Here is a 15,846-nt window from a genome sequence, read left to right as displayed (position 1 = left end):
AAAATGAAAAGTAAGGGAACTAAGATAAAGAATCCAAGTTTTACACTAGACAATTTATAAAAAAGCTACTAAAATAATAAATAGGTACACTAAAAAATAGGCCTTGTCCAAAAAACTGTGTAAATGCTTTTTTTTAATTTATCAAAAAAATATTACAAAATTGATTTCCGTGTTTCTCCCCCTTGACTATATAGATATTTTTTTATATACATTTATCGTGCCTTTTTAAATCTTAGGGGAGAGTATGCTTAACATAAATAATAACACATCAAATATCAAAAGAGAAATCCTTGTCCGCATTGCAAAACTTCAGCTTGAAGGAAAACTTGAAGAGGGGGTACACTATATTCCGAGGGAAATGGTTCCGCGAAACAGTACGCCTATAAGATGCTGTATTTTTCATGACAGGGAAATAATGCGTCATCGTGTAATTGCAAGACTCGGTTGTTCATTGGAAAACTATGATGAAGAGAAGACCTTGGCGGAATTTGCAAAAGAAGCCTTGGAAAGAAAAAAACCGACATGGCCCATGCTCACCGTTTTGGATGAGGCTTGTAATGCCTGCGTAAAAAGCAAATTTATGATTACAAACGCTTGTCAGGCTTGCGTTGCCCGTCCCTGCATGATGAACTGTCCCAAAAATGCAATAGCGATTTCGGGCGGAAGGGCCCGCATCGATGAAGAAAAGTGCATTAACTGCGGTCTTTGCCTAAAAAACTGCCCCTACCATGCCGTTATAAAAATTCCCGTTCCTTGTGAAGAATCCTGTCCTGTCGGTGCCATCTCAAAGGACGAAAACGGCAAAGAAAGAATCGACTATCATAAATGTATCTTTTGCGGAAACTGCATGAGAGAATGTCCCTTCGGTGCTATGATGGATAAGGGACAGATTGTGGATGTCATAAAGCATCTAATGAGCGGGAAGAAGGTTTCTGCCCTCTATGCTCCTGCTGTTGCTGCCCAGTTTAAGGCCGTTCCCGGGCAGCTTGAATCCGCCTTAAAAAAGGCCGGCTTCAACAAGGTTTGGGAGGTAGCTATAGGAGCCGACATAACGGCCGACCGAGAGGCTTTAGAATTTGAAGAGAGAATGGAGCACGGCCATATCTTAATGACCACCTCCTGCTGCCCCGCCTATGTCAGGGCCGTAAGAAAACACGTTCCTGCCCTTGTTCCATGTATTTCGGATACAAGAAGCCCGATGCACTATACTGCAGAATTGGCAAAAAAAGAAGATCCGGACTGTGTTACAGTCTTTATAGGCCCCTGCCTTGCAAAGAGGAGGGAGGGCTTGGAAGATGAGTTTGTAGACTATGTTTTGTCGATAGAAGAATTGGGAGCCTTGCTGACCGCCAAGGAGATAGACATTACCAAGGAAGAGGCCCTGCCCGGAACAATAACTCCGACCTCGTCGGGAAGGGGCTTTGCAGCCTCAGGCGGCGTTGCCGAAGCTGTAAGAGTCCGCCTTAAAAGACCTGAAAACCTTCGCCCCGTACTTATAAACGGTCTTAACAAGGAAGGAATGAAACAGCTTTCCTCTTATGGAAAGATTCAAAGCGGAGAGCTTTCTCACGATTCGTCTACGCCCAACCTTGTAGAGGTTATGGCCTGCGAAGGAGGCTGTATAGGCGGCCCTTCTGTTATCACAAACCAAAAACTAGCCGCAAGTCTGCTAAAAAAATACGCAGAAGAAGGTCTTTCGTATTCGGGAGAAAAAGAGTAGCCTGTTTATTTTCCGGCAGCTTTTAATTGTCAGTTTCGTATTTTTTTGATATAATACAAGGTATGAGTACAATAAGAAAAATGCCCATAGGCGTTCAAAGTTTTGAAGATTTGCGTTTAAAAGACTTTATGTATGTCGATAAGACTGAATTTATTTGGAAGTTGATTGACGGTAGTAAGGTTCATTTTTTAAGCCGGCCGCGCCGTTTCGGGAAGAGTCTCTTGCTTTCAACTTTTAAGGCTTACTTTTTAGGTCAAAAAGAGCTCTTTAAGGGCTTAACCATTGAAAAACTTGAAGAAAGTGAAAAGGGTAAAAGAGAAATTTGGCAGGTATATCCCGTACTCTATTTGGATTTTAACATAGGCATCTACGATATAAGGGAAGGGCTTTTAAACAGACTTGATTCTTTTTTAAAAGAGTATGAAAATATATACGGAAGTACCGGCCTTGATCTCCCTGACCGCTTTCAAAATTTGATAAGGACAGCCTACGAAAAAACCGGCATGCAGGCTGTCATCCTCATTGACGAATACGATAAGCCCCTTCTTCAAACTATGTGGAAGGATGAAGCCTTAAACGAAATATACCGCACAATATTGAAGGGCTTTTACGGCGTTATCAAAAGTGCCGATCAATATATCCGTTTTGCCTTTTTAACGGGAGTAACGAAGTTCAGTAAGGTAAGCATATTCAGCGATTTAAATAATTTACGGGATTTAAGTTTATTGTCTGATTATTCGGCTGTCTGCGGAATTTCGCAAGAAGAACTTGAAGCGAATTTTCAGCCTGAAATTTCTGCCCTTGCCGAAAAAAATAATTTGACTTATGAGGAAGCTCTTGCAAAATTAAAGCAAAGATATGACGGTTATAAATTTTCCGAGAACGGAAAAAATATGTACAACCCTTTCAGCCTTTTGAATGTTTTTGCGGACAGTACGATGAGGAGCTATTGGTTTGCAACAGGAACGCCGACCTTCTTGGTCGACTATTTAAAAAAAGCTTATTACAATATTCCGGATTTGGACGGAAATGTTCATCTGGACGAACATGGGCTTAACGATTATCGAGCAGATCCGATTCTTCCGATACCGATACTTTTTCAATCGGGGTATTTGACAATTAAAAGCTACAATGAGTTTTCGCGTCTTTATTGCTTAGGCTTCCCTAACGACGAGGTGCGTTACGGCTTTTTGCATAACCTGATGCCGGCTTACACCTCGATACGACCCGACAAAACAGGGCTTTCAATCTGGGAATTCTACGAACAAATAGAAGCAGGAAATGTAGACGGTTTTATGCAAAAGATGAAGGGGATAATTTCAGGCATACCTTACGATAATTTAACCGAAAAAGATTTAGCCCTCCGTGAACAAAATTATCAGACTGCCGTTTACCTCGTTTTTGCTCTTATGAATCAATTTGTACACACTGAAGTTCATTGTGCAACAGGAAGGGCAGACTGTGTTGTAGAATTCAAAGATAAGGTTTATATCTTCGAGTTTAAGCTTACCTCAAACGGTACAGCTGAAGACGCTGCGGCAAAAAATGCCGTAAAACAAATCAAAGAGAAAAACTATGCAGGTAAATATTCGGGCAGCGGTAAAAAACTCATAGCCGTTGGTTCCGGTTTTGATGAAGAAAAAAGGACTATTGCAGAGTGGCAAACTGAGACTTGGTAAATTACACTCTTTCATACACAGCCCTCTCTCCGCCTATTAGTTTGGGGCGGCTTTTGAGGGCTGTGAGTCTTGCCGAGCCTATGTACTTGGTTTTAAGTCTTACGGGTACTTGCACAAACCTTACGTGCATTCCTATTTCGGTGTCTCCTATGTCAATGCCTGCATGGGCTGTTACGTGCTCTATCATGACGGGGGATTTAAAAAGAGTATAGGCTGCGAGGGAGGCGGCTCCTCCTGCGTGAAGGGCAGGAACTACCGACACCTCCTCAAAGCCGTATTTTTCTTGAGCCTCTTTTTCGATGACAAGGGCGCGGTTTATGTGCTCGCAGCCTTGAACGGCCAAAAAGATTCGCTTAGGCTCAAGGATTGAAAGCAGAGCGGAAACTATTGTCCTTCCGGCTTCTTCATTTGAGGCCTTCCCGATAATTCCTCCCGAAACCTCGCTTGTGCTGCAGCCGAGGACCAGGATATCCCCGGCTTTTAAGGATGAGGCCTCAAGGAGTTCGGTTAAGGCAGCTAGAGTTTCTTCTTTTATTTTTTCTAAATCGATTCCGCTCATATTTCCTCACTTAAAACTACTTAATAACTTCCCTTAAAGTTTTAAGCCGGCATTTCCTCCGGTTTTTCCTATCTCGTAGATTGCAGAGCCCGCCATTTCCTTTTCAAAGGCTGAACGGTTTTCTTCTTTTACTTCTACAAGGAGACAGCCGGTGGTTTCGCCAAAGAGACTTGCAATTTTTGAAGCTCCCAGTTTTGTGTGAAAGTCACTGCTCAGCTCGGCTCCTATTCCGCTTAAACACATTTCATATAGGGCGGCAGCAAGGCCTCCTTCGCTCAAGTCGTGGCATGAGAGCACCAAGCCCTTCATTATGTTGGAGTGAAGTTTTTTATAAAGCTCTGCCGCTTCTTTTTTAAAGGGCGGAACTTCTCCGCTTTCCCCTTGAGGAATGCCGAAAAGTTCTGCAAAGACCGAGCCTCCGAAAGAGAATTGGGGCTTACCCATAAGGTAGATGGCAGAGCCTTCTTTTTTAAAGTCGGAACCGGGAACTTTTCCGATATCGGGAACTATTCCCATCGCCGAGATTAAAAGCGAGGGCGGAATCGAAACCCTCTCTCCTTCCGAGGTCAGGTACTCGTTATTGAAGGAATCTTTTCCCGAAATAAATGGGGTCTTAAAAACAAGAGCCGTGTCGTAACAAGAGCGTGCCATTTCGATCAGTGCCCACATGGTTTCGGGTCGGTTGGGGTCGCCTAAGCAAAAGTTATCGAGGATGGCTGTTTTTTCGGGGTCTGCTCCGGCTGCAACGGCATTTCGGACAGCTTCATCTATCGCACTTGCTGCAGCTGCATAAGGATCCAAAAGGCCCTGCCTCGGATTTAAGGCATTCGAGATTGCAACGGCTTTTTTTCCTTCCGTTTCCGCAGGTTTTATAACGGCTGCATCCTGAGGGACATTTCCTTCGGGGCCGTCATAGGGGCGGAGGATTGTTCCGCCTTGAACCTCATGGTCGTAAAGCCTTACTATATCTTCCTTTGAATTTACGGCGTGATGGTTTACCACAGCCTTTAAAGCCTCGTTTAGATCAGGTTCCTTATATTCGGGATATTTTATAAGAGTTTTTCCCTCTTTGGGAGGAGCCGCTTTGAGCTTTCGTTGCGGCGGGCCTGAATGTAAAAAGCCGCATGAAAGATTTATTATTTCCTTTTCACCGAAGCGCACCTTTAAAACCGCATCTCCGGTAAAACGGCCTAGGTCGGTTAATTCCACATCGTTTGCATCGCAAAGCTTTTGCAAGGTTTCAAGCTTTTCATGAGGAACGGCGATGACCATTCTTTCCTGAGCCTCCGAAAGCCAGAGCTCCCAGGGAGCAAGCCCTTGATATTTTACGGGGATTCTTGCAAGGTCTACATCGCAGCCGAGGGTAGATGCCATCTCGCCTACGGCAGAAGAATAACCTCCGGCTCCGCAGTCGGTAATTGCAGAATAAAGACCTTGATCGCGAGCATCGATGAGTACTTCCCCAACCTTTTTTTGAATTATGGGCTCGCCTATTTGAACGGAGGAGCCTGCAACATCTCCTGTGCTTGCATCCATTACCATCGAAGAAAAGGTGGCTCCCCTAAGACCGTCTCGTCCGGTTTTTCCGCCTAAAGAAACAATGTGATCCCCTGCCGAGGGGGTTGTTCGGTGTTTACCCCTGGGGGCGATACCTGCACATCCGCAGTAGACTAAGGGGTTTGAAGCGTAGGCTTCGTGGTAGTGAACGCTTCCGTTTACGGTCGGAATGCCCATCTTGTTTCCGTAGTCCTTAACTCCTTCGATAACGCCTGAAATTATGCGCTTAGGATGAAGGATCCCCTTGGGAACATTTTCTGCCGGAGTGTCGGGATGGCCGAAACAGAGGACATCGGTTACGGCAAAGGGGCGGGCCGAAACGCCCATAACGTCCCTTATAACGCCGCCGACTCCCGTGTTAGCCCCTCCGAAGGGCTCAATGGCAGAAGGATGGTTATGAGTTTCTGCCTTAAAGGAAACCTCGTATTTGTCGTCAAATTCGATTATACCGGCATTGTCCACAAATGAAGAAAGAACCCAAGGGGCATTGATGTCATCGGTGGCTTTTTTGATATAGGTTTTGATTATGCTGTTTACGCAAAGATCCGGGTAGGCTTTTTTTTGCTCATCGTTGAGAGATGCCCCGTCAATGTCTATTTTTGCCTTAAAGGTTTTATGAACGCAGTGCTCGCTCCAAGTTTGGGCTATCATTTCAAATTCCGCATCGGTGCAAGGCCTTTTTTCTTCCTTGTAGTACTCGCGGATAGCCCTCATCTCGTGGATATCCAAGGCTGCCCGTCTTTCGTTTGAAAGGGCTAAAAGTTCCTCATCGCTCATGGAGGCTATGTCTATGGTTTCAACGCTTGTGTTAGGCCCGTTTTTTCCGTCATGTTCATGGGCCCAGGAAGGCTCTACAAAGCCTATTTTGTACTGTTCTATAACATCGTTACATAGAAGATTTTTTGCAAGTTTTTCTATTTCGGCCTCGGTAAGTTCTCCATAAATATCGTAGGCTTTTCCGCTGGTAATTTCTTCAACGCCTCGGATGCCGAGTTCTTTTACGGCCCTCAGGGCCTCGCGTGAGGAGGAGTCCGTAACACCGGGTTTTAAGGCTGTTTCAATGTGGAAAAGATTATTTTTTTCTTCTATTTTAAAGTCTGCGGTTTGGCTGTACTCGTAAAGCTCATCGCAAAACAAGAAGTCGGCTAATGTTTTCTTTTCTTCATTTGAAAGATTTCCGCGTACAAAATAAAGGTTTTCCGTACTTATTTCTTTAACGGTCTTAAAGCCCAGAACATGGGCCTGCTTTAAGAGCTCCTCATTTTTGGGCATTTGAAAGTGCAAGTCCTTTTTACTTTTAACACAAAATCGGTAAATATTCATAGACAACCTCTTAAGTTCCGATGGATTTTAAATTAAGTATACTTGAAGCGTGGGAAAAATTCAAGACAGGGGGGAGAGCTCGCAGATTGTGATTTAGCCGAACAAAAATTTTATTTAACCGCAAAGCTCGCCAAGAATGCAAAGAATTTGAGTGTGTTTTTTATAGACTAAACTGCGAAAAAACTTGACAATACGTGTTAGCACGTGCTATAATCTTGACCAAGGCTAAGCATGACATCAAATGAAATCATAAAGCTGTTAAAAAAGGCCGGATATGAAATAATAGCCGGAGCAAAGCATGATAAGGCAATTCACAAAGAAAGCGGAAAAATGATAGCAATACCGCGTCATAAAGGTGATATTCCAAAAGGAACTGCACATAATATTTTAAAGGAAGCCGGTATTAAATAGGACGTGGAGGTAAGGATGAAATATACATATCCTGTTATTTTTGAAAACGATGAGGGGAAAATAGGAGTGAGAGTTCCGGATATTTCCGGCTGTTTTACATTCGGGGATACAATAACTGAAGCTATAGAAATGGCAGAGGATGCCATAGCTATGATGCTCGTTCATTATGAAGATAATAATCAAGCAATACCAAATCCCAGTAATATATCTGATGTAAAAGTAAAAGACGGATTTGTAAACTATGTTATAGCTGACACGGATAAATGGCGCAGACAATTCTCCGAAAAGTCGGTAAAAAAAACGGTTACACTTCCTGCATGGTTAAATTACAAGGCCGAAAATGCCAATCTTAATTTCTCTCAAGAATTGCAAAATGCTCTTAAAGCAAAATTGCAGATTGTGATTTAGCCGTAGAAAAATTTTATTTAACCGCAAAGGCCAATAATAACTCAAAGAATTTTTAATGGTTGAGTGTCGAGTGATTTGTTTACTAGGCGTATTTTTATGGAACTTTAAAATATGCCTACGATTTATTTATTTTTTATTCGGAATGCGGTATCGAAGCCCAAGACCGATATGAGGTATCCAGTGAATAGAGACTTTATCGTTTATCTGCATATTTTGCAAGCTTATAACCATACCTGTTCCATGTGTATAGGGTAATGCATATGAGAAACCTATAGCCGGTGCAGCTTCTATAAATAAGTTAAATGAAGGAGCACTTCGGAAATTTACTTCCCAGCGTATAGGGCTTAATAGTGTAACTCCGAGAGAAGCAGGCAGTATCAACAACATGAAACTATTAATATCAATAGCGGGCCCGATTGTAAGAGGGCATTTTTCTACGTTAATTACAGGTTCCCATACTGTAAAAAGAAGTCCTGTTCTAAAGTTTATTTGTCTGCTTATAAATGGTAGACCTGTTATCCCTACAAGTACATCCAACTCAATCAAATCATTAAATTCATGTGAATAAGATAAACCAATAAAAGGAAATCCCAGCCATGCCCCAATTTTGTTTTTTCCTCCATTACCGTTTCCGTTTGATAAATCGTTAGATTCTGCAAAAATATTTACAGAAACCAACATAATACAGAAAAAAATTATCAATATTTTTTTCATATTTAACTTCTTTTTTTTGTGTCCTTTTACAAGATTAATTTTAATATAAATATAATACTAGTGTATAAATTCTAAGTTGTCAAGCCTTGAATTTGAGAATTTTGGAGAGAAAATAATCTTGACGGAATGTGTAATAATTGTGTATAATTATAATATGAATGAACGAATGCAAGCAATAAAAGCATTAGAGAAAGCAGGGTATTTTTTAAAACGGCATGGGGCAAATCACGATATATATTGCAATATCGAATTAAGATGTTCTATTCCGCTTAAAAGGCATAGTTTTAATAAAAATGACTTGCGGTACATTCAAAAAGAGATTGAACAGGGAGCTAAAAAATGAAATATGTTTATACTGCTATTTTCACGGAAGAAAAGGATACGGTATATGCACGAGTACCTGACCTCAAAGGCTGCATAACAACCGGTAAAGACTTACAGGATGCGATGAAGCAAATGGAAGATGCAATGTCGGCCTGGCTTTGTGTTGCAGAAGATGAAGGCTTTGATATTCCTAATGCGACACCTCAGAAAAAAATTCTACATACCCAAAATGATATACTTTCTATTATAAAGGCTGATACGAAAAAATATCGAGCTATGACATATTCGAGGGCTGTACGAAAAAATGTATCTCTCCCCGCCTGGCTTGCAGAAGCGGCCGAAAATGCCAATCTGAATTTCTCTCAAGAATTGCAAAATGCTCTTAAAGCAAAATTGCAGATTGTGATTTAGACGAACAAAAATTTTATTTGGCCGCAAGGGCATCAAAAGAATTTTTATTGTGTTTTCACCTTCATCCCCCGCAAAAGCTCCTTTATCTCTTTAGGAATTTGATAGCTTTCGATTGCTTTTTGAATAGCCTTGTTGTGGGTGAAGGTATCAAGTTTTTTTTCTTTGATGTGGGGAAGGGCTGCTTTGTATTGCTTGACGAGGGCAATGCTGAAGTACCAAGCTATCATCATATTGATATAGTACTCATCGGATCTGACCTGTGAAACAAGCTCAAGCATTTCGGGTTTAAAATGCTCATCAAGATAATTCGATAATAAAAGCCCTATAGCGTACCTTACGGTATAGGTATGCTTCGATTTTATCCATACCAAAATTTTTTTGTAAATTTCGTCGTGGTATTTTTTAAACAGTTTGGGAGAAAAACTGTCACATGTTGCCCAGTTGTCGATGTATGGTAAAAACTTTTCGGTCTCTTTTACCGCTTCAGCAAAATCTTTTATATTTTCGATAAAAAAGCAGTGCAGGTTGTTTTCTTCAAAATACTTGTGCGGCACATCCTTCATAAAGGCCGAGACTGTTTCCGGTTCTGCCTTAAAAAAATCCTTTGCAAATTTACGCAAGACAGGCGTTCTTATGCCTATCATAGTATTTTCATCAATATTAGGAATCAGCTTTTTATTAAAGTCCTTGTATTTTTTATCTTCAAAGGCGAAAAGTTTAGTTTGAATTAAGGTTTGTTTGGGGTTCATTGGGGCCTCCTTCTATATTTTTTAATTATATAAGTTGTTTATACATAGGTCAATTAAAATTTATCGATTTATTGAAAATTTTCCTTTTTTGTGATAGAATGTATCATGCATGTATAGTATGTTTTTGGGAGAATTTTATGTTAAAAAATGAGGACTTAAACGAGAAGGTCAAATTCTCGATCGGTGCCAAGCTGATAACCATTATTTCGATTTTGGTTATATTTTCTCTGGGAACTATAACGGGACTTGTGTCTTGGTTTGTAGGCGAGGATATTCAGACCATGTCTGAAGAGAGTAATAGAACCGTTAATTTTCAAGCCGGGGCTGCCGCAGAAAAAGAGTTGTATTCAATAAAGGCAAATGCTTTTTTGTTCTTGGATGTTCTTAATTCGACTGAAACCGGTTCAGGCATAGCAAAACAGACGGCTAACTTTTATTTTGAAAGAAATCCTCAGGTAGCGGCAATTGCAGTTACCGATTCAAGAATGGATAAACGTCTTTATCGAAAACTCGTTAGTACCAATTTTTTCCTTTCCCGTGAGCTTGAACCTCCGGTTATAGACGAGTTTATCGAAAAAGAAATGGAAACGGCTATTCAAGCCGAAAAAGGAATAAGTCAGGTCGTGAACGCTTCTCCTTTTTTTGGAGAACCCATACTTGTTCTTTTTTATCCGTACAAAGAGAAAGGCCTGGACCAGAGCTTGATAGTCTTCTTTTCTGCCGAAACCTTATCCGAGCACATAGGTACGGGAAAACTCCAAACGACCTATCTTGTAAACAACCTAGGCGATATTTTAATTCACCCCGATTTTGAGCTTACCAAAAACGGAATTAATGTGCGGGACTCAAAACTCTTTTTGGAGATGCGTGAAAAAGGAGATATGAACAGGCAGATCCTTTTTACCGACAAGGAAGGAAAAAAACAGTTCGGGGCTTATAAAAAACTTTCGATAGCAGATCTTGCCGTTCTTACCACGGCCGAGGCCGATAAGGTTTTGGAGCCCGTATTAAGATCAACCTTTAAAAACGTTACCTTGGGTGTTGCGGTTTTGGCGCTTGCAATCCTTCTTATCTGGTTTTTCTCAAAATCGATAAGCTCGCCTGTTAAGGTGCTCGCTGCCGCAGCCGGCGAAATCGAGCAGGGTAATTATGAGCTTGATCTAAAGGCTAAGACAAAGGATGAAATAGGTCTTTTAACAAAGAGCTTTGTCAGGATGGGCAAGGGTTTGGCTGAAAGAGAAAGGCTTAAGGACTCTTTCGGCCGCTTTATAAACAAGGAAATTGCAGAGCTTGCCATGAAAGGAGAGCTTGCTCTTGGAGGAGAAACAAAGGAAACGACTATATTCTTCTCTGACATCCGATCCTTTACGGCTATTTCCGAAAAACTCGAACCGAATGAGGTTGTAGAGTTCTTAAATGAGTATATGACCCAGATGGTAGAATGTGTAAACGATACCCACGGAGTTGTAGACAAATTTATAGGAGATGCGGTTATGGCAGTTTGGGGTGCTCCCACAAGTGCAGGAAGTCCGAAAGAAGATGCCTTGAACTGTATAAGGGCTGCTTTAAGGATGAGGGCTGCCCTGATTATCTTTAATAGGGGAAGAGGCGGAGACAAAAAGCCTATTATCCGTATAGGATGCGGTATTAACTCAGGACCCGTTGTTGCCGGTCAGATAGGTTCAAAAAAGAGAATGGAGTACACGGTAATAGGAGATGCCGTGAACCTTGCATCCAGAACCGAAGCCTTAAACAAACCCTTGGGTACGGATATTCTTATTACCGAAAACACTTATAACCTTGTAAAAGATAAGGTCTTGGTTGAAGAAATGCCGTCCGTTACGGTTAAAGGAAAATCGGCTCCTTTAAGAATGTTTGCGGTTATAAATATGCCTGAAGAAACAGGTATTCCCGGTGCAGGAGAGAAAGGACCTAAGAGCTTGGCTCAAATTAGAGAAAAACTGGGAATTCCTACTCCGGATTTGAATAAGGTGGATTTAAATGAAGACGAAAAGAAATACAACATTCAAGCCCAAAACAAACAGTAAGCTCTTAGACCTCGCTGTGGTTGCAGTATCCCTGCTGGTTATATTTTTTGATTTGTTTTTGTTTGTAAGGGAGCTGAACAGAACCTTTGAACGCTCGGATACACCTATAGCTGCCGTTAAGTATAAATATAGAACGGTTCAGCGCAAATTCAATGATAGGGCTGTCTGGGATCGTCCGGTTCAAAATTCCTACCTTTATGACGGGGATACGATAAGGACCGCTAATGAAGCTTCTGCAACTATTCATTTTTTTGGAGAGGAAGAAGAGGCCAATGTGGTTGAGATAGACTCAAATACCATGGTTCAAATTTTCGGCAAAAATAAGGAGCTCCAAGTTAATCTGAATTCGGGCTCGGTGTCGGCAAAAACGGCAAACAATAATTTACGCTTAAAATCGGATAATGCAGATATAAGCATCGAAAAAGGCTCGGTATTACATGTTCAAAAAACCGATGAAGAAAGCCTTCAGCTTGCTGTAGAAGAAGGCTCCGTTTCTTTTACGGGAGATAAAACCGGAGAAAAAGAAATTTTAGAAGCCGGCTCTGTCTTACAGCAGGGAAAAAAGGCAAAACTGGTTATGATAAGTCCGGGTAAAAGTACGAGACTTTTAAATCAGTCGCGGGATAATTTTGGACTTGAAATTAAATTTAAGTGGCAATCTTCCTTTTCCAATGATGAAGAAATTTTTCTTGAAACCTCGCCTTTAAGCAATTTCAGCATAGATACAAAAAAATATGATGTAAGCGGCTTAAAGGAATTTACGCTTAAGCATGATTCCGGCGCTCTTTATTGGCGCTTATACTCGGCCAAGGAGGGCGTTGAAAGTGAAGAGACCTTATCGGGAAAACTTACGGTCATCAAGGCTCCGGCTCCTGCAGCCCTTTTGCCCGAATCGGAAAAGACCTTTGCTTATAATGCTAATCCTCCCCATATCAGATTTTTGTGGGAAGGAAATGAACTTTCTTCATTCTACACTGTCGAAATTGCAGACAATAAGGAAATGAAAAATCCGGTAATAAGTAAAAATTCCGGCTCCGAATCTTTTACCTTGTCAGAGCTGACGGAGGGAACATGGTATTGGCGCGTAGTTCCGAAATACGGGTTCGATTCTTCATTTACGGCCCAAGCTTCTGCAGTTTCGGTTTTTTATATCAAAAAAACCGAAGAGGGCGAAAAGCCAGAGCTTCTTCACATGAAAAGTATTATGGATACCTCGAAAGGAAAGGGTCTTACCTTTTCTTGGAAACCTAATTTGGATGCTGCAAAATACAGGGTAAAGATAGCCCGTGATAAGGCTATGACCGATATTCTTATAGACAACATCGTTATAACAAGCTATATAGAGTTAAAAGAAGCTTCAAAATTCTTGCCTAACGGCGATTACTATATGACGGTTGCCTCCCTTGATGCAAAGGACAATGAGATAGGTATAAGCGATGTTGCGTCTTTTAAAACCATGGATTCGGAGATTATTTTACGCTCCGTTTTTCCTCCTAATGATTATAATTTACTTGATGCCTTAACAGGAGATACCTTCTTTACATGGAAGACTAATTTTGATTCGGAGCAGATTTTTCAGGTTTCAAATACCAAGGATTTTAAAAAACTTACGGTCAATAAAACGGTTAAGGGTTTAGGAACCGATGGAGTCAGCTTGCCTGAAGGCGAATGGTATTGGCGCGTTTATAGCGAATTGGACGGAAAGCAATATATATCCGAGGTAAAAAAACTAAACGTAATACCTCTTCTCGATAAGCCTGATTTAAGCGATGCAAAGAAAAATATTGTAATCGTTCCAAAACATAAAAGTAAATTCGGCTGGAAGCCGGTTGAAGGTGCCGATTATTATCAGGTAAAACTTACAGACAGGACTTCGGATTCCGTTCCCTTATATGAAGACCTTTTTGCTTTAAATACCGAGATTGAAATCGATATGAACAAATTTGAAGACGGGGACTATATATTGAATATACAGGCTTTTGCAAATGCCGGCTTAAATTCGAGCCGAATGTTCGGTCTTTCGCAAGCCCATACCTTTACGGCAAAGCATCTGCAGCCTGTGGTACTTATAAAACCTGCACCGGGTGATAAGATTGACGGTATAGAGGCGGCTCTTAATCCTTCTCAGGCCGAATGGTCATCGGCTCATCCGCCTGTAGGAGTCGAATTTATTTTGGAAAAAATCGGTGTGCGGACTCCGGTGTTTACATTAAAAGATGCTGGTTATAAGGTTCAGCTTCCTCCTTTAACGGCAGGAAGATACCGATGGAAGGTAAGGGCCGAAACGGAAGACGGTTTCGATATTTCATCCAAAGACTATGCAGCCTTTACGGTTTTACCGATTCCGCCCCTGGCTAAGGCTCAATTTATATTCCCAAAAGACAAAGAAGTTTTAGGCGTTTCGTTCTTTTCGGCAAACAGAAGTATAGTTTTTAAATGGAAGGCTGTTGATAAGGCAACTCATTATATTTTAAAAATATATAACGATAAAAAAAGAATGATTTTAAACACGGAAATTAAGGCAAAAGCGGGAAGCGATCTTGTATATGAATTTAAAGATATTCAGCGTTTATCCCGCGGAATCTTTTTTGTCGAAGTTATTGCAGAAAGAAAATTGGACAGCGGGTTGGTTTTCCAAACCGGTCATGTTTCAAAAAGGCGGTTTGACATCGATTTACCAAAAAAAGATAATGTAGAAACCGATGAAACGGGAGTTCTTTATGGAAGATAAAAAAACGTTAACGAATAAAAAATATCCTGCAATATTTTTTATGCTTTTGTTTTCTTTGTGTCTGTTTGCTCAAGACGGTACGGTTAAAACTGAAGCCGATACATCGGGAAGCTCCGATGTAAAGAAAAATTATATTATTGAAACAGAAGGGAAAAAAGCCGTTTTTTATCAGACCCTTTCTTGGGAAAACGTAGAAGGCATCTTGCATTTTGAGTTTGAACTTGAAAAAAAAGAAAAAAACGGCAAGTGGATTATCACAGATAAAAGGAAACTAAAGAAAAATTCTATCGAGCTTTCTTTGTCTCACGGAAATTATCGATACAGGGTAAAGGTTATAAACCTTTTAGGTCAGGCCGATACCGTAAGTGCCGACCGGTATTTTGATATTCTTTTAGCCTATCAGCCCGAAACATCTTCCGTTTCCCCCAATGCAGTATATTTTGATGAAGACAACTTTGATGTTGTAAGCCTTTCCGGTAAGAATTTTAGGAAGGAAACTGTTTTTGCTCTTCAAAAAGAATGGGGGAGTCCTATCTTGGGTAAAATTGAAGAGATAAACCCTAGCGGAACTAAGGCTAAGATAAGGTTTAATGTTTTAAAGATAAATCCGGGGAAGTATAATGTTGTTGTTACCGATCCCAGCGGATTAAAAGATTCAAAGCAAACAATTGTTTTTGCATTTCAAAAAATGATGGATATTTACCTTTCAGGCGGTTATGCCTTTAACGGATTTGCAGGTAATCAATTATTAAAAAAATATTTTAAAAAGAATTTTGCTGCTTTGGGCGGTATTTTAAGGTTCAGCCTTGTGCCGATAAAACGTTTTTACGGAAATTTCGGATTTAACCTTAGCCTTTCGGGAATGTATTTAAGAAATAAAGAAGAAGCATATACCCTTTCTTCAGGATTTATTTTGCCGGCGGTACAGGCTGTTTATATGAAGCCGATAATAAGGAATCTTCTCAATTTTGATTTTCATTTAGGAATGGGCTGTGCATTTATGGTAAACACAAAATTTGTGTTTGCCGAACTTAAAAGCCCCGAATATTGGTACTGGGGGCCGGCCGTAAATTTCGGAACAGCCTTACAGGTTTATGCTTATAAAAAATTATATGTCGAATTAAATGTCGATCATATAGTTCCTATTAGAACAGGTTTTCCCAAATACATAGTACAGCCGTCTCTGTCTGTAGGTTGGGAATTTTAACGAAG

At 40.8% G+C, this 15,846-nt stretch carries 13 protein-coding genes; 9 read left to right on the top strand and 4 right to left on the bottom strand.

Annotated elements, in window-relative coordinates:
• Positions 1-244 precede the first annotated feature (244 nt).
• Both E4O01_RS07465 and E4O01_RS07460 read left to right on the top strand, forming a co-directional pair.
• Positions 245-1,720 (top strand): 4Fe-4S dicluster domain-containing protein, encoded by a 1,476-nt coding sequence (locus E4O01_RS07465; protein ID WP_253691353.1) that lies wholly within the window; start codon positions 245-247, stop codon positions 1,718-1,720.
• Between the two features lie 62 nt (positions 1,721-1,782).
• Positions 1,783-3,399: an ATP-binding protein gene (locus E4O01_RS07460; RefSeq protein ID WP_253691351.1), complete on the top strand. Its 1,617-nt coding sequence runs from the start codon at positions 1,783-1,785 to the stop codon at positions 3,397-3,399.
• A gap of 1 nt (position 3,400) precedes the next feature.
• Here the strand turns inward: E4O01_RS07460 and E4O01_RS07455 are convergent, their stop codons facing one another.
• Both E4O01_RS07455 and purL read right to left on the bottom strand, forming a co-directional pair.
• Positions 3,401-3,958 carry a TIGR01440 family protein gene (locus tag E4O01_RS07455; RefSeq protein ID WP_253691350.1) on the bottom strand — a complete coding sequence of 186 codons (558 nt, stop codon included), beginning with the start codon at positions 3,956-3,958 and terminating at the stop codon, positions 3,401-3,403.
• 33 nt (positions 3,959-3,991) lie between these two features.
• Complete coding sequence (purL, locus tag E4O01_RS07450; RefSeq protein WP_253691348.1) at positions 3,992-6,838, bottom strand: phosphoribosylformylglycinamidine synthase subunit PurL; 2,847 nt, start codon at positions 6,836-6,838, stop codon at positions 3,992-3,994.
• Positions 6,839-7,069: 231 nt separating this feature from the next.
• On the opposite strand from purL, the gene E4O01_RS07445 reads away from it, so the two are divergent.
• Positions 7,070-7,249: a type II toxin-antitoxin system HicA family toxin gene (locus E4O01_RS07445; protein WP_253683984.1), complete on the top strand. Its 180-nt coding sequence runs from the start codon at positions 7,070-7,072 to the stop codon at positions 7,247-7,249.
• Between the two features lie 15 nt (positions 7,250-7,264).
• Positions 7,265-7,657, top strand: coding sequence for a type II toxin-antitoxin system HicB family antitoxin (locus E4O01_RS07440; protein ID WP_253691340.1), 393 nt, complete (start codon positions 7,265-7,267; stop codon positions 7,655-7,657).
• Between the two features lie 126 nt (positions 7,658-7,783).
• Here E4O01_RS07440 and E4O01_RS07435 read toward each other — a convergent pair whose 3' ends face one another.
• Entirely contained in the window at positions 7,784-8,371 is a 588-nt protein-coding gene (locus E4O01_RS07435) for a hypothetical protein (RefSeq protein ID WP_253691338.1), read from the bottom strand.
• 166 nt (positions 8,372-8,537) lie between these two features.
• Between E4O01_RS07435 and E4O01_RS07430 the strand changes: the two genes are divergently transcribed.
• Complete coding sequence (locus E4O01_RS07430; RefSeq protein ID WP_253730226.1) at positions 8,538-8,714, top strand: type II toxin-antitoxin system HicA family toxin; 177 nt, start codon at positions 8,538-8,540, stop codon at positions 8,712-8,714.
• On the top strand, positions 8,711-9,106 hold the full coding sequence (locus E4O01_RS07425; protein ID WP_253691337.1) for a type II toxin-antitoxin system HicB family antitoxin: 396 nt from the start codon (positions 8,711-8,713) through the stop codon (positions 9,104-9,106). Before E4O01_RS07430 ends, E4O01_RS07425 begins: the two co-directional genes overlap by 4 nt.
• Before the next feature lie 44 nt (positions 9,107-9,150).
• On the opposite strand, the gene E4O01_RS07420 is transcribed toward E4O01_RS07425, so the two are convergent.
• On the bottom strand, positions 9,151-9,855 hold the full coding sequence (locus tag E4O01_RS07420; RefSeq protein ID WP_253691335.1) for a DNA alkylation repair protein: 705 nt from the start codon (positions 9,853-9,855) through the stop codon (positions 9,151-9,153).
• A gap of 137 nt (positions 9,856-9,992) precedes the next feature.
• Between E4O01_RS07420 and E4O01_RS07415 the strand changes: the two genes are divergently transcribed.
• From E4O01_RS07415 to E4O01_RS07405, 3 genes are read left to right on the top strand one after another with little or no spacing between them, the layout of a single operon-like run.
• Positions 9,993-11,903, top strand: coding sequence for an adenylate/guanylate cyclase domain-containing protein (locus E4O01_RS07415; RefSeq protein WP_253691334.1), 1,911 nt, complete (start codon positions 9,993-9,995; stop codon positions 11,901-11,903).
• Positions 11,857-14,634 (top strand): FecR domain-containing protein, encoded by a 2,778-nt coding sequence (locus E4O01_RS07410; RefSeq protein WP_253691333.1) that lies wholly within the window; start codon positions 11,857-11,859, stop codon positions 14,632-14,634. Before E4O01_RS07415 ends, E4O01_RS07410 begins: the two co-directional genes overlap by 47 nt.
• Positions 14,624-15,841, top strand: coding sequence for a fibronectin type III domain-containing protein (locus tag E4O01_RS07405; protein WP_253691332.1), 1,218 nt, complete (start codon positions 14,624-14,626; stop codon positions 15,839-15,841). Before E4O01_RS07410 ends, E4O01_RS07405 begins: the two co-directional genes overlap by 11 nt.
• Positions 15,842-15,846 lie beyond the last annotated feature (5 nt).

Source organism: Treponema sp. OMZ 790 (assembly GCF_024181285.1).
Classification (GTDB): Bacteria; Spirochaetota; Spirochaetia; order Treponematales; family Treponemataceae; genus Treponema_B.
The sequence above is the reverse complement of the archived record's forward strand: the minus strand, read 5'-3'. Positions and strand labels throughout refer to the sequence as shown.

Bases quoted from the DNA above. Each gene is read 5' to 3' on its own strand.
- E4O01_RS07465 (WP_253691353.1), top strand. From the start codon at position 245: ATGCTTAACATAAATAATAACACATCAAATATCAAAAGAGAAATCCTT.
- E4O01_RS07405 (WP_253691332.1), top strand. From the start codon at position 14,624: ATGGAAGATAAAAAAACGTTAACGAATAAAAAATATCCTGCAATATTT.
- E4O01_RS07420 (WP_253691335.1), bottom strand. From the start codon at position 9,855: ATGAACCCCAAACAAACCTTAATTCAAACTAAACTTTTCGCCTTTGAA.
- E4O01_RS07445 (WP_253683984.1), top strand. From the start codon at position 7,070: ATGACATCAAATGAAATCATAAAGCTGTTAAAAAAGGCCGGATATGAA.
- E4O01_RS07455 (WP_253691350.1), bottom strand. From the start codon at position 3,958: ATGAGCGGAATCGATTTAGAAAAAATAAAAGAAGAAACTCTAGCTGCC.
- E4O01_RS07425 (WP_253691337.1), top strand. From the start codon at position 8,711: ATGAAATATGTTTATACTGCTATTTTCACGGAAGAAAAGGATACGGTA.
- E4O01_RS07430 (WP_253730226.1), top strand. From the start codon at position 8,538: ATGCAAGCAATAAAAGCATTAGAGAAAGCAGGGTATTTTTTAAAACGG.
- E4O01_RS07435 (WP_253691338.1), bottom strand. From the start codon at position 8,371: ATGAAAAAAATATTGATAATTTTTTTCTGTATTATGTTGGTTTCTGTA.
- E4O01_RS07415 (WP_253691334.1), top strand. From the start codon at position 9,993: ATGTTAAAAAATGAGGACTTAAACGAGAAGGTCAAATTCTCGATCGGT.
- E4O01_RS07460 (WP_253691351.1), top strand. From the start codon at position 1,783: ATGAGTACAATAAGAAAAATGCCCATAGGCGTTCAAAGTTTTGAAGAT.
- E4O01_RS07410 (WP_253691333.1), top strand. From the start codon at position 11,857: ATGAAGACGAAAAGAAATACAACATTCAAGCCCAAAACAAACAGTAAG.
- E4O01_RS07440 (WP_253691340.1), top strand. From the start codon at position 7,265: ATGAAATATACATATCCTGTTATTTTTGAAAACGATGAGGGGAAAATA.
- purL (WP_253691348.1), bottom strand. From the start codon at position 6,838: ATGAATATTTACCGATTTTGTGTTAAAAGTAAAAAGGACTTGCACTTT.